The sequence below is a fragment of the Methanobacterium formicicum genome, from assembly GCF_029848115.1.
Taxonomy (GTDB): Archaea; Methanobacteriota; Methanobacteria; order Methanobacteriales; family Methanobacteriaceae; genus Methanobacterium; species Methanobacterium formicicum.
Genome location: NZ_JARVXG010000032.1, coordinates 35,001 through 49,266, shown reverse-complemented (window position 1 = coordinate 49,266; position 14,266 = coordinate 35,001). Strand labels below are relative to the sequence as shown.

Here is a 14,266-nt window from a genome sequence, read left to right as displayed (position 1 = left end):
ATTTAACCCCCAAGTTTTTGACAGAGCCAGCTCTTAAATCTTACAAATATTTTTTTAGTAGGATGACGAATAAATAACATTGCGGTGAATATTTTAAACCCGTTTCAGTATATAGAATTCCCTATGTTCTAAAAAATATTAAAAATTTATTATATGTCCCGGATGTGGATGATAATGACTCCGAAACCATTAATCTGTGTTCCCATACTGAAAAAAGACAGAGAGGATGTTTTGAAAGTGGCTACAGAGGCGATTAAATTGGGTGCTGACCTGGTGGAACTTCGCATTGATGCCCTTCTGGATAATGATCCACAAAGTGTAACCCATCTAATGGAGGAAATAAACCATCCTATAATTGCCACCAACAGAATGAGAGAAGAGGGAGGATACTTCATGGGATCTGAATCGGAAAGAACTGGTATACTGGTAGAAGCTGCCGATTATGCGGACTATGTGGATATTGAACTTCAAACCAATGAAAAATTACGTTCTGAAGTCATTAGGGCCACTAAATCAGCTATTATATCTTTTCATGATTTTGAGAGAACTCCTCCCCGCAACGAACTTCTGGAAATTGTAAGGAGGGAGAGGGAACTGGGAGCCATAGCCAAGTTCTCGGTGATGCCCCAGAACAGGCAGGATACCCTAAATGTACTGGAGGTAGTAAACCAGAATGATAACACCATTGGCATAGCAATGGGGGAACTGGGCAGATACACCCGGGTAGTAGCACCCCTTTTAGGATCTCCACTCACCTATGCATCACTGGATGGTGGGTCTGCACCGGGACAACTGGATCTTAACGATACAAAGGAAATTATTGACACACTAATGGCTGGTGATTATTAATTGAAAGCCAAAATTGGAATACTGGGACTCATTGGATTATTGGTAGTTTTACTGGTAGCCGGTGCTGCAGTTATAATGTCCCTCCCTTCCAGTGCCACTGGAATCACGGTGGATACCAATGGAACTGCCGTGACCATTAAAACTTCATCGTTTTTTGTTCCGGAGGCCATGCTGGATGAAATGAAGGAAAAGGCCCTGGTGGATGTTCAGGATGTGGATAGTAGCGTAGGCTCCATACAGACCGATATGCAGAACATTGCCAGCAAATACAACTACACGGTAAAAGTGAAGGTAACATCCCAGTTTGGGGAAAACCAGCTACCCATGCCGGCCACAGTTAAAGGAACATCCATGGTACCTACACTGCAGGATGGACAGGAAATAATCGTGTTGAAGACCAGTGACTTTAAAGTCGGCGATCTGGTCGTGGCCAAGCACCCGGAATACAATCTCATTGTAAAGAGGGTGGCTGAGCTCAACGGCAGCCAGGTTTACCTTAAAAGTGACAACCGTCAGGTGGAAATAGTCAGCAACCAGGTGCGAGTAATAAACGGGGTGAAACAAGTAGTTACCGTTGAAAAAAGACCACTGGACACCTGGCTTCCTCGAAGCGATGTGGTGGGGATAGTAAAAGAGTATTAACTTCGAATTTTTGGTTTTAGAGTGGATTCATCACTCTATTTTTCTTTTTTTATGAAATTAGTTATTTTTTTATAAAATTAGGAATTCTGAATAATTATATCAATTAAATGGTCAAAATTTAGTTCTTGTTTTTATGGAACTTTGTTTTTAAATAAAAAAATGGATGGTAATTAGGTGTTGCTTAGCTCTGCTAAACGTTTAACCCGTTTTACCATGTTAGGGTGGGTGGAAAGTAATTCCATGATTTTACTACCGGTGCCTATGCTGGTTTTCATGTTACGGAGTTCGGCTAGTTCCATTTCGCTGATACTTCCGTCCATATCCAGATCCAGCTGTTCAAGATCACTTATTTCATTGTGGGCATCGGAGATATCGTTGACAAAGAATGCTTTAACTCCTTCCACTTCCTTTACCTGTCTTTTATCCAGGTTAACTGATCCGTATACCAGTTTGTAAAGGGCACTGGCCAGCTTGTGGGGTTTACCCCCAATTTCCACACTTCCCTGATCGGCATAGTACTCCCGGACTCTGCTCACGAAAAGGACCAGTAACTGACCCAATAGATATCCTACCAGGGCTACGATTCCAATTACTCCGGCATCACTGTCACTGTCTCCAAAGAGAGTGCTGATGAATATCCAGTAACAGATAAGGGGCACCACACTGATGAGGGTCATAACCGCCATGTCATTGTGACGTATATGGCTAATTTCGTGTCCTAGAACTGCTTTTAACTCCTCTTCATCCAGGATGTTCAGAATACCCCGGGTGACACAGACCCTTCCATCTTTTTTGGTTCTTCCGAATGCAAATGCATTGGGGATGGTGGTTTCCGCCACACCTACCTTTGGTTTAGGTATTCCGGCGTTCATGGCCAGTTCATCGATCATGGCATGTAGATTGGGTGCTTCCTGGGGTGACACGTAACGCACGTGCATAACCCGTTCCACCATGGAGGGACCTAGCATGTACTGGGCGAACACCACCACAATTGACATTATGGCAAATATTAAGGGTGTTCCAAAGCCCAAAAATGTGCAAATAACCGCTATTATGGCATAAAGCACAGCAAATAGCAGTGCAGTAGCTAACCAAATGCGCAGTGTTAGCCAAAATCTTTTCACTTATATACACCTGCCTTCATAATAATTCCTGATTTTATTTTATTCAGCGATTAATAGTAAGGATCCTACTATATAAATATATCAATTTTTTTAAAAAATAGGATTTAATACGTAACATAAAAAAATTTGCAGCTGACTTTTTTAGGGTAATTAAAAATTTAAAAATGGTAGGACTGGTTTATTCAATGTGTTCTTTCCCACGGTAATGGTAAATAAGGTATGCTAAGAACACCACAACACCAATAGCTACGATGATATCCAGGTAATGGAAATAACCCTTTAAGGTTGTCCAGTTGGGGCCCATAAGTACTCCCACATATCCCAGGGCCAGGCACCAGGGAATGGATCCAAAGAAGGTGTAACAGATAAATTTTTTCAGATCCATACGGGTAATTCCCGCTGGAAGAGAGATAAATGTCCGGACTCCAGGGAGTACTCTGCTGATGAGCACTGCTTCGTGACCGTATTTTTCAAACCATTCATCAGCCAGGTTCAGTTTACTTTCGCTTATGAGAATATATTTACCGTACTTCTCCAGTAACGGTCTCCCACCCTTCAGTCCCACGCAATAGGCAATGAGTGAACCGAAAAGGTTTCCCAGGGCACCCACCAGGGTGATTCCCCAGAGGGTCATTTTACCTTCCCACACCACGTAACCGGCAAAGGGCATTATAATTTCACTGGGGAGGGGTATGCAGGCGCTTTCAATGGTCATACCCAGGAAAACACCCCAGTAACCTAATGATTCTATTAAATGGATTGCTGTTTGGCTTAAAAATTCTACTAAACTGAACATTAAAAAACAAACCTCTGGTGTTTTTATAAATTTTATCAATTGGATAATCTATTAATAGATTAAGGATAATTGAATATTTAATAGATTTAAATAAATAATCAAGCAAGTTAACTAATTCAGTATTATAATTTGACACACAGGAGATATTTCATGCGTAAAATAAAGATTTACCGGGATACTATTTTAATATTTCTACGTGGATTATTAATGGGTACCGCCGATGTGATCCCCGGAGTTTCAGGGGGGACCATGGCCCTGATCACCGGTATTTACCAGAGGTTGGTCCATGCTATCAGCCAGATAAACGCCAATTTTTTAATAGCCGCCCTGAAGGGTGATTTTGCCAGGTCCAAGGAAGAACTGAAAAAATGGGATTTCAATTTATTCATACCCTTACTGGCAGGAATAGGTTTGGCAGTTTTAACCATGTCCAAGATCATGACTGTAATGTTAACGGTGTACACTGCACCTACATTTGCCTTTTTCTTTGGCCTTATCTTAGCATCGGCAGGTTTTGTTTACAAACATGTTGATGAGCTCAATTTAAAAAACATTGTATTTCTGCTTATTGGATTGGTTTTTGCCATAATCTTTGTGGGATTAAACCCCATACAGGCCAATCATACCCTACCCATAATATTCCTGTCGGGAATGGTGGCCATATGTGCCATGATTCTTCCAGGTATCTCGGGAGCATTTCTGCTGCTCCTTCTAAACCAGTACGAATACATGCTGGCGGCCTTAAACCAGCTTAAATTCGCGGATATTTTCACCTTTTGTCTGGGTGCCTTGATTGGTATATTATCATTCTCACGTATACTGAACTATCTTCTGGAGCACCATAAATCAGTGACCATGGCTTTCCTGGTGGGTCTAATGGTGGGAACCCTGCGATTACCCTATGAGAAGATTACCACCACTATGGATTCATTTATCCCGGTAATCATTGCCGGAATAGTGGGGTTTATCCTGGTGATAGTACTGGAAAAACAGTTCGAAAAGCATCATCTTCACTGGGAGGCCTAAAAAAGGGCATTTGCTTCTCTTTTTCTTTTATAATAATTTCCTATAACTTTAAATTATAATATAATCCGTATTTTCGGCCAATTCTTATTTTCCCAGAGACTTAAGATATATTTACTCAAACTTCTTAAAATCATGGGGATTAAAACCATTACTTATCAGTAACTGTTGATCCTCATTCTGGAGAGATTTTTCACTTGCTGGTGGGATTGGACTTCCCTTTTTAGCTAGAATCATTCCATTTTTCTTGTTGGCGGCTAAAAACTTACCGGCATCTCCATTAACAATAATAGTTCCTTTTATCATATCAATAGCCGTGAAATCGTCGGTATTTCCCTCGATGATTATTGTGCCACCGTTTAAAAGCGCCCCAGTGTTTTTTCCAGTATTTCCCTGTATTCGGATGCTTCCCTGGCGCATGAGTATGCCAGTGGAAAGATCAACATCTCCCTTTTTAACTATGTCCACATCAACATTTAAACGGGCCCCCACCGTGTCCTTTACGGTACCATCATGGATTATGAACTTCTTCCCGGCAAACTGGCAACCTATTACTTTGTCACCATCCAATCCATTGGACACTATATCGGTTATACTTCTAAACTGCCGGTAGCCATTCTGACGGGACTTAACCTCAACCACATTCCCCATGGGCTCTTTTACCTGACCCTTTACATAGATGCTGCCCCGGGTCATGCTTATTCCCATACGGGTGTCTACATCCCCTTCCACATAAATATCCCCCACTGGGAGGTCACTGCCGCTTCCCCCGAAGTACTGGAGGTCCACACCCATACTGCTGCCCAGGCGATGACCGGCATCTCCATTAATACGGACATTACCTCCATTTTTGAGATGATCCACCACTTCCCCAAAGGTTAAATCGTTCCCGGGGATCTTCCAGCTGGGGTCCAGTTTCTCCCCCTGGTGCTGCCAGTGGAAGTTGAAGGTAAAGTCACCCAGACAGTCCACTGGTTCAGTTACTGCTATTTCCAGAAATTCCCCCTCTCCTCTCTCATCAGATTTACGTCCGAAGATCTTAAACATAACAAGCCCCTCTAAAATTGTTTACCTAACAATCTTGGTTACATAACCTGTCTGGGTATAAGTTTATCTAATCCCCTTAATAAAAAACTCATTATAATACATTAGGTCACCTAATTCTCGTAATGACCAAAAATTGCAGGTTATAATTCATGACAATGAAACAAGAAGTGGTCCGATTCCTCCAGAAAAATGGTGTGGAAACCAGATTTGTCAGTATAGTTGGTGAGAGGGTTTACATTAACAATCTGAAATTATCCCGGTTTTCACGCAAAAAGGAAGAACTTTTTTTAGGGGAGTATCCCAATTTTGAGGTTCATCGTTCCAAGATATTCCAGAAGATCTGCACCCGTGCCTCAAGGGTGCTTAAAGATGCGCTGAACCCCCGTGATAAGATATTACTCTTTGATTCTGGAAGTTGTGTTAATTTTACATTGTATACTATTCTGGAACCCTACACCCGTAAATATGGGGTGGAGTTGTTCATTAGGGATCAGGAGGGCAAGAGGGATGACTGGGTAGATTCTTTCCAGTTTCAGGGGGAACAGATAGGTGCCGGTAGTGTGGCACTGCCCCTCACCCTGGATGGGGAGGTAGAACACATATTAGAGCTCATGCTTGAAGGGGAGAAATTGGAGCTTTTAAGTTCTCAAACTGTTAACGGAGGGCTGAAGCTGATTTATCCCTTGATAAATGTTCCAATATCATGGATTGAGTCATGGATTAAGATTGAAGGTTTAGAATGTTGTTTTGAACATGAAGATAGCCTTCCCCGAGAGATGCTGGTGTTTCTGGAGGGATTCATTCCTGATGTAAGGGAGAAGATGATGCGCTCTGCGTTTTATATTTCTCAGGAAAACTTGAGGGATTGAGGTAATCTAAAAACAACATAAAACTTCTATTTTTGAAAAAATGAAATAAAGGAAAAGGTAAACCCTTTTCTCGATAAAAAAATTTATGAATCGGATATAACTCCTTTATTTAAGACACCATTCAACCAACTGAGGGGAGTACATCCTGTGAAAGGTCATTGGAGGTCAGAGGTGTGAGGGGATAACCATAAAGATTATCTGGTGTATTGTCAGTGATTACGGTTGCACTGTCTGCACTGGCAGTTCCGTAATTATAGAGGCCTCCTCCGTTAGTGGCGTGGTTGTCGGTGATTTTGGTGTTTATCAGGAATAGAATGCCTCCATAATTGTAGATTCCACCACCATAAGTTCCGTTTCCGTTGGTAAGGGTGAATCCATTTACGGTAAGGTCAAACTGGTTAAATGGTTCCATGGTAGATCCGAATAATCTTATAACACTATTTTTGGCCATACCATCTATGATGGTGCTGTCAGGACTGGCTCCCATTAGATAAACATCCTTGTTGATGTACAGGTTTTCATAATAGGTTCCTGCAGCCACAGATACTGTTCCATTATCAGATACTGTGTCAATTGCGTTTTGTATGGATGCTTTAGGCCCGTTTCCTGTTGCTGGATCGTAGTTAGCTGCCAGGCCATTCCATGCATCGTTTCCCTGTGTGCTGACATAGATGGTACTGGTGGCAAATGATGAGCCGGCAGTGATTATCAGGGCCATACCCACTACTAATAGACACACTAGTCTTTTTTCCCACTTAAAATTAGACTTCTTCATGTTTTGCTCCCCTTCAATATTATTATCCCATGAATGGATGATTTATCTGTAACCCTATTCATGATATTTTATATGATCAATGTTTGTTATGATTAATAACTTTGGCTGTTTGTTCGCGTAATAAAAACGTGGAAACTATTTATTATCCTATTTTGATGTGCTTTACCTTGATAGATTAAAAAAAATAATCAGTTATCCTTTTAAAATTATGATCCACGTAATAAAGCAGCTATTTTTAAATTACAGAGGTTCTGGGAGTGTTTAAAACCATTTTCCTTTTTTTATTTTTTTATATTTGGATATAAATATTGAATCGTTTAGATCAGGTTTTTGAAATATCTCTGTTTTTTGGGAGATTAATGAAAAAAGTTTTTAAAGTGTTCACATTATACTACTTACATTATATTTTTATTAGACCTAGAATATCTGGAGGATGAAAGGTGCCTAAAAGTATTAAGGACATTTTAATTGAAATGAAGAACATGTCCGAATTAATGGTTGATTTAGCTTATTCTGCATTACTATTCAATAGTAAAGATGCTGCAGAAGAAGTTATAAAACTTGAAAATAAAGTTAATAGGCTTAATTACGAAATTAAGAAAGAATCCCTCCTGGCTGCCAGGACAGTGGAGGATGCCGAAAAATTAACTGCCCTCCTTGAGGTGGGGGAAGCAGCAGAAACCATAGCTGATTCTGCAAAAGATATAGCTGACCTGGTTTTAAAAGGTATGAAACCACACCCTGTTTTCAAAATGGTTATGGAAGAGTCAGATGAAGTCATAATGAGAGTAAAAATCTCAGAGGGATCCGAGCTAATTGATAAATCTCTAGGAGAACTTCTACTTGCTACCCGGACGGGAATGACAGTTATCGCCATAAGGAGAAATGAATCCTGGATCTATGGACCCGACAAAAACACCATGATTTCTGCCGGAGATGCACTAATAGTCAAGGGGAATGAAACTGGAGGATCTCTACTCACACAACTTGCCAGTGGGGAAACCAAGCTAGAAGATCTGGAATATGAAGAATTTACAGAAGATTAGATGGGTGGAAGTCTATCTAATCCATTATTAAACTATTTTTTTCACAATTATTTAAGTTAAATTTTTAGAAATTTCTAAATCCTGGCGGTTAATTTAGAAAAATACTCATTTTTTTTAATATTTTTGGTAATATTCCCAAACCTTTATAAGTACTGTGGATATATCTTATTTTGTATTATGATAAGGTGTTGGAAAAAATGGATGATGTAGATTTAGCTATACTCCGTTCTTTAATTAAAAATTCGAGGATTACAATATCGCAGATGTCAAAAGAGATTGATGTCCCCGATGCAACCATATCTAATCGACTTAAAAAATTGGAAAAAGACATAATAAAACGTTACACTCTAATACCGGACTGGCAGAAGATTGGACTGGAGATAACTTCCATAATCATTATTCAGACCGAGTCTGAAAAACATGAATTGGTTAAAGAGGAACTCTCCCGGCTTCCGGAAGTGTCTGAAGTTTACAGTGTATCTGGAGAATATGACATTCTAATTAAAGTCTGGGTAAAGAGCATTGAGGACTTAAATCAATTGATAAATTCAAAAGTCCGCTCAATTGACGGTGTTGAAGATTTGACTGAAATGATAGTAATGGAAAGAGTTAAAGAGGACATTCCAGCACTTTAATGGATGAAAAAAGATAGAAATGTCGGAAAATCAAGTTATAATCAGTAATGGTAATGATTTCAAACAATTGTTGGTACAAGATTTCGTAAAATCAGCCATTACTGTAATTTTAGGGTGGTTAGGTGAAATGGACGGAGAAACTACTGAAGAGGATTGGCGATTCAATACACATCATTCTCGACTTGATGGTAAGATTAGCTGTCTTAGTTTCCAAAAGGTCTTTACAACTTCTCCAGGTCCCGTTTACCATAAGCAATAAGTTCACTAATTTTTTCAAAGATGTATCCCGGGTTTTAGGGGAAACATTCACCGCTCTTTTTATATGTGCTATCGGGGATTTAATCGCCGGTATTCTACTGAGTGGAATGACCAATACTCTGGAGATACTCCCGGGGCTTCTGGTTCTTATCCCTGGAGCAATCGGGATGAGAGGGAACATATTCGGTGCATTAGGTTCCAGATTAGGCTCAAACCTCCATATTGGTACCTTAACCCCGGAACTGAAAAAATCACCCGTTTTAAACCAGAACATCATTTCGGCCATAATTCTAACCATTATAATGTCTATTTTCCTAGCATTTGCAGCTAAAGCTTTCTGCATTCTTCTGGGATTTGAAAGCATTAGCATCGTGGATTTCACTGTTATCTCCGTGCTGGGAGGAATATTTTCCGGGGCATTGCTTCTACCGGCCACCATTTTGATCTCCATCAAAAGTTATGAAAATGGATGGGACCCTGATAACGTAACCACTCCATTAATTGCAGCTTCTGGAGACCTTTTTACCATTCCTTCAATCCTTTTGGCTGTACAGTTACTGTTATGGATAAAAAATGGGTATACCGAAACAGTTCTATTTGCAATATTTATTGTAATTGGAATCATGGGCTTTATTTATGGAATCAAAAGGGGAAGCCATCTTAAGAAAATTATCATACACAGCACCCCTACCCTGTTTCTATCCTCAATATTTGGAACAACTGCGGGTACCATCTTAAACGGCAGCTTTTCAGCCATTTTAAGCAGTCCTGGGATTCTAGCCTTGGTCCCATTGTTCTCCGGGGAAAGTGGAGACCTGGTAAGCATCCTGGGGGCCCGGTTATCTTCAGGATTACACATCGGTTCCATAGAATCGTCCTTGAGGCCTACAGAAGGAGCAATGAGGAATTTTGCCATAATCATAATCCTGGCCATAATCATTTATCCCCTGATAGGTATTCTGGCTTACTTGGGATCACTGTTTTTTGGTGCGGGATCAGTGGGACTGGATAAAATGGTATTCATCAGTACCACCGCGGGATTAATGCTCACTCCCATAATGCTCCTAATTGCCTTCTACTTGAACACATTTTCCTACCGTAGAGGCCTGGATCCGGATAACATAGTAATACCCTTATCCACCAGCATCACTGATCCGGTGGCCAACACCTTCCTGGTGGTGATGGTACTGTTTACATTGGGGGCTGCGGTTTAAAAGGGGTTTAAAAAACATGAATTTGCTGGTTACATATGACTTGGGTTTTTTGGGGTTAAGAAAGTTGAATTGGTGAGCCTATGGAAAAAGTGAGGATGTTATGGGTGAGTATTGTTATTATTATAGCTGTATATGGTTTAATTTCTGGTTATTTGCATCCCTTTGAAGCTTATGGTACTGATAATGGGTTTTCCTACAAAAGCGACTACCTATCCTTTTCTCACAATTTCCTGTATGATTTCGCACATATTAACAAGATGGACCATTCCTACAACAGTAGTTATAACTATTCTTACATAGTATCCGCCAAATTTCTAAATGGAGACCAGGTAATAGTCTATAAACCTGTTGATACTAATTTATCTGCCTATGAAAAAGCTCAGCAACTGGAACCTAAAAATACGGGAAATCACAGTGCAGATTACACGGTTGAAACCATTCAAATAGCTAACGCTACCGGTTATAAAATTGATTCACTAAATTACTACAGTGGATTTAGGGATGGAGAGTTCGTATCAGAGTCAATTGATATAGTATTTGTTAAAAATGGAAAATTATATAAAATAACTTTCCTTTCACAGGAAAAGGGTCACCTGAATCAGAACAAAGCAGATATGGATAAGATTGTAAACAGTTTCACGGTTTATTAAAAAAAACCGTTTATTAAAAAAAAGTCCTGTTTAAAATAAGAAAGGAAAAATAAAAAAATAGGGATTTTTTTTTATTGAAAACTAAACAAGGAGGTTTGGGTTCCCTTTTCTTTGGACTCCGACTTTCCAGAATCATCTTTATCTCCAGATTCTGCACTTTCAGAAGGAGTACTCTTCCTTTTTCGGGGTTTAGTAGTTTTAGTACTTGTTTTTGGATCTTTAGGCGTAACTGAGCTTTTAGAGTCCTTTGCTTTTGAAACCTTCTTTGCAGATGAAGCTGTGTCTTTAGACCTTCTTTCTTTACCGGTAACCTTTTCATTATCTGTAACTGTTTCTGAAGTTTTTGAGGAAGATAAACTTTTGGTGGATGGAGTTGACTCTTTAGCGGCTTTTTTGGTTTCTGATGGTTTTTTGGTCTTGGTAACTTTCTTTACCTTTTTCTTCTTTATCTTCCTGCTTCTAAATTGTTTAACCTCGGCATCGTCCAGGTCAAAGTATTCAGCTAGTTCGCGGGCCAGATCATCCCCCTGGAACATTATCTCAAAGTAAGGGAAATTCTCAATGGCCACCTTCCGGGAGGTGTGGAGCCGGGCTCCCATTTTAGTGGCCACCCTATCTCTCAAGTCCCGTTTTGCCCGGTTCTTGGATAGTTTACTGTAGAATGTGGAACTGGCGTATCGGCTGAACTTCTTGTAGGTTTCATCCTTGGCCAGAGCCACCCCCAGACCCATCAGGTCATAGGTGTACTTCCAGTAACCATAATGCCGGGTATGGAAAGCCCTACCTAAATATACATCGGCTTCAGCCACGGCATCGTAAGCTTTTTCAATTTCTTCTGGCCTTTCATACTCCCGGGGAATGTTCTCAGTTATCTGTTCCAGTATGAAACCCGGATCGGCCTCCAGGCGCAGGGCATCCTTGATTCTCTTGGGATTTTTGCTTTTAAGCACAGTACGCACTGAATCGAAGATGTTGTTGATATCATCCTTTTCCGCCACAGCTTTCAGATCATCAGAGGTGATTGAATCCTTTCCCTGGGCAATGACCTGCAGATCGTTTATGGCTGATCTTAAATCTCCACGGGATCTCTTGGCCAGTGTGCGGAGAACATGTTCCTCAAAATCCACCCCTTCCTTGACACAGATCCTCTTTAAAAGAGCCACTATGGAATTGGTATGTACTTTGTTTATTTTTATCAACTGACATTTGGATTTAAGGCTCTGGATACGTTTACTGTAAAGATCGTTGGCCATCATGATCATGGGATGGTGGCCCTCTTTGATGATCTTGTTTATGGCCCGTATCCCTCCCCGGTCCTCGTTACCATGTAAACCGTCTACTTCGTCCAGGATTATGAGTTTACGACCCCCCTGCCCGAATAGGGAGACAGAAGCTGATGCTTCGCCAATGGTGTTCATTATTATGTCGTAGGATCGTTTGTCACTGGCGTTGAGTTCTATGTGGTCCGAGAACTCACGGGCAACCAGATGGGCCAGAGTGGTTTTACCGGTACCGGGTGGTCCTACCAGGAGGATGCATTTCTGGGCTTCACCATGATCCCAGCTTTCTACCCAATTTTCAATCTCTTCAATGGCCTTTTTATTCCCCAGAACATCTTTCATGGTCTGGGGACTGTACTTTTCAGTCCACAACATCTAATCTGCCTTTTCTTTTGGTAAAAATTTGGTTAATAAAGCTTCCAACTGTATACGCGGATTGGCCCCTTCCCTTATTCGGAAGTCGTATTCTCCAATATTTTCCACCAGTTTGATGTATTCATCACTGGCAATAAGGTCGTCTACCGCCATTCTGGAGACTTCCTGATAGATCTGAGTAACCATATCTTCTCCACTGGTTCCCTGAACCACCATAACCTCCCGTAGAAGGTCACGGGCACCCATAAAATCTCCATCCAGTGCCATGTTCACTATTCTACGCACATCTTTTGGTTTGGCCTTGGAAACCACATCATGGACGGTTTCCTCAGTCACCTCTTCGCCCATGGATGCGGTGGACTGCAGGATGTTTACTGCCCGGCGCATATCTCCCTCGGCAAAGTAGACAATGCTTTCCAGAGTTCCAGGAGTGTAATTTACGTTTTCAGCCTTAGCTATTATTTCCAATCTCTGGATAACTTGGTGACCTTTGATAGGGGCGAATCTGAATATGGCACACCGGGATTGGATAGGATCAATGATCTTGGAGGAGTAGTTACAGGAAAGAATGAAAGATGATGTTTTGGTGTACATCTCCATCTCACGGCGAAGGGCGTGCTGGGCATCCTTGGTCATGTTATCCACTTCATCCAGGAAAATAATTCGGAAGGGTGCGCCAACGGCCTTTAACCGACAGAAACTCTTAATATCCTTACGCACAGTCTCAATACCCCTGGCATCAGAGGCATTCAGTTCCAGGAAATTCTGCTTCCAGTATTCCCCCAGCATGGCTTTGGCCAGGGCAATGGCCGTGGTGGTTTTTCCCACTCCTGCTGGTCCAGTGAACATGAGGTTAGGCATGCTCTCTTCGTGTATGTACTGTTTGAGTCTTTGTATAATGTGTTCTTGACCCACAACCTCATCCAGGTTTTGTGGTCGGTATTTTTCCACCCATGGTCCGTTCATAATTTATCACCGTTTTAATTTCTAATAAACTGTTCTTATTTCTAAATATTTTGTGAAGGTAATTTTTCTAATTTTGTGGGGATAATATGATTATTGATATGTAACTGTTATTTTAAAAAGGTTTAAAATTTAGATTAATCCGGGTTATTTAACTTTTTAACCGGGATCAAATCAACTTAATTTTAAAAAAAGTGTGGTTTCCAATATTAATGTTGTAGGGGTATTGTCAGTAACTGATTTTTGGCTTAAAAAAACATTAAACTGGTTAACAGGGTTCAGGAGAACAGGTGAGCAATTTCTGGATGCATTTTTCCTTTGATATCCAGTTTATCCATGGCTTCTCCATAGGAATTTTTGATTTCCATGAATTCAGGCCTCACCATAGCTCGGAATGCCTCATATCCCATTACTTTCCCATAATTTTCCGTAATGACTTCTATTATGCGGTTGAAATCTTGGATAAATATTTTTTCGCGTTCTTCAATGGGGATTTCCCGGGCATTTTCTTTGATCTGGGCAAAGTCAATGGTGGCGTTGCTCTTGAGATCCACATTTTCCAGGAGTCTCTTACATTTATCAAAGGGCAGGAATTTTTTGGTGAGTCCTCGGGCGGGTGCCACTCCCATGATCTTGGCTGCTCCCAGGGACATGGCCAGGAATATGTATTCATAAATTTCCAGTATGAGATCGGCACGTTTTTCAGGATCATCCGGGATT

Annotated in this window: 15 protein-coding genes (1 of these 15 running past the window's edge); 8 read left to right on the top strand and 7 right to left on the bottom strand. The window is 40.8% G+C overall.

The annotated features are described in order from the left end of the window. The first annotated feature begins 174 nt into the window (after positions 1-174). Entirely contained in the window at positions 175-849 is a 675-nt protein-coding gene (aroD, locus tag QC759_RS02895; RefSeq protein ID WP_048072198.1) for a type I 3-dehydroquinate dehydratase, read from the top strand. Continuing rightward, positions 850-1,491, top strand: a complete 642-nt coding sequence (locus tag QC759_RS02890; RefSeq protein WP_048072197.1) for a S24/S26 family peptidase — start codon at positions 850-852, stop codon at positions 1,489-1,491. 170 nt (positions 1,492-1,661) lie between these two features. Here QC759_RS02890 and QC759_RS02885 read toward each other — a convergent pair whose 3' ends face one another. After that, positions 1,662-2,615 (bottom strand): zinc metalloprotease HtpX, encoded by a 954-nt coding sequence (locus tag QC759_RS02885; RefSeq protein WP_048072196.1) that lies wholly within the window; start codon positions 2,613-2,615, stop codon positions 1,662-1,664. 178 nt (positions 2,616-2,793) lie between these two features. Then, entirely contained in the window at positions 2,794-3,411 is a 618-nt protein-coding gene (locus tag QC759_RS02880; RefSeq protein WP_048072195.1) for a DedA family protein, read from the bottom strand. Between the two features lie 150 nt (positions 3,412-3,561). Here QC759_RS02880 and QC759_RS02875 point away from each other — a divergent pair, with 150 nt between their 5' ends. Next, positions 3,562-4,437, top strand: coding sequence for a DUF368 domain-containing protein (locus QC759_RS02875; protein ID WP_048072194.1), 876 nt, complete (start codon positions 3,562-3,564; stop codon positions 4,435-4,437). A 111-nt stretch (positions 4,438-4,548) separates the two neighbouring features. On the opposite strand, the gene QC759_RS02870 is transcribed toward QC759_RS02875, so the two are convergent. Next, positions 4,549-5,481 carry a hypothetical protein gene (locus QC759_RS02870; protein ID WP_048072193.1) on the bottom strand — a complete coding sequence of 311 codons (933 nt, stop codon included), beginning with the start codon at positions 5,479-5,481 and terminating at the stop codon, positions 4,549-4,551. Positions 5,482-5,630: 149 nt separating this feature from the next. Here QC759_RS02870 and QC759_RS02865 point away from each other — a divergent pair, with 149 nt between their 5' ends. Beyond that, positions 5,631-6,350, top strand: coding sequence for a hypothetical protein (locus QC759_RS02865; RefSeq protein ID WP_048072192.1), 720 nt, complete (start codon positions 5,631-5,633; stop codon positions 6,348-6,350). A 121-nt stretch (positions 6,351-6,471) separates the two neighbouring features. Here the strand turns inward: QC759_RS02865 and QC759_RS02860 are convergent, their stop codons facing one another. Beyond that, positions 6,472-7,125, bottom strand: coding sequence for a pectinesterase (locus QC759_RS02860; RefSeq protein ID WP_048072191.1), 654 nt, complete (start codon positions 7,123-7,125; stop codon positions 6,472-6,474). A 473-nt stretch (positions 7,126-7,598) separates the two neighbouring features. Here QC759_RS02860 and QC759_RS02855 point away from each other — a divergent pair, with 473 nt between their 5' ends. From QC759_RS02855 to QC759_RS02840, 4 genes are all read left to right on the top strand, one after another. After that, a complete protein-coding gene (locus QC759_RS02855; protein ID WP_171824089.1) occupies positions 7,599-8,171 on the top strand; it encodes a potassium channel family protein in 573 nt (190 codons plus the stop codon). 197 nt (positions 8,172-8,368) lie between these two features. Then, positions 8,369-8,806: an Lrp/AsnC family transcriptional regulator gene (locus QC759_RS02850; RefSeq protein WP_048072189.1), complete on the top strand. Its 438-nt coding sequence runs from the start codon at positions 8,369-8,371 to the stop codon at positions 8,804-8,806. 122 nt (positions 8,807-8,928) lie between these two features. Then, positions 8,929-10,278: a magnesium transporter gene (locus tag QC759_RS02845; RefSeq protein WP_052399946.1), complete on the top strand. Its 1,350-nt coding sequence runs from the start codon at positions 8,929-8,931 to the stop codon at positions 10,276-10,278. 80 nt (positions 10,279-10,358) lie between these two features. Continuing rightward, a complete protein-coding gene (locus QC759_RS02840) occupies positions 10,359-10,928 on the top strand; it encodes a hypothetical protein (protein ID WP_048072187.1) in 570 nt (189 codons plus the stop codon). A gap of 71 nt (positions 10,929-10,999) precedes the next feature. Here QC759_RS02840 and QC759_RS02835 read toward each other — a convergent pair whose 3' ends face one another. From QC759_RS02835 to QC759_RS02825, 3 genes are all read right to left on the bottom strand, one after another. Continuing rightward, entirely contained in the window at positions 11,000-12,583 is a 1,584-nt protein-coding gene (locus QC759_RS02835; protein WP_048072186.1) for a replication factor C large subunit, read from the bottom strand. Next, a complete protein-coding gene (locus QC759_RS02830) occupies positions 12,584-13,549 on the bottom strand; it encodes a replication factor C small subunit (RefSeq protein WP_048072185.1) in 966 nt (321 codons plus the stop codon). 275 nt (positions 13,550-13,824) lie between these two features. After that, positions 13,825-14,266: the end of a roadblock/LC7 domain-containing protein gene (locus tag QC759_RS02825; RefSeq protein ID WP_048072184.1), read on the bottom strand. It continues 1,070 nt past the right edge of the window; 442 of the gene's 1,512 nt are visible here — the last part of the coding sequence; the start codon falls outside the window, past its right edge — the gene reads right to left on this strand; its stop codon occupies positions 13,825-13,827.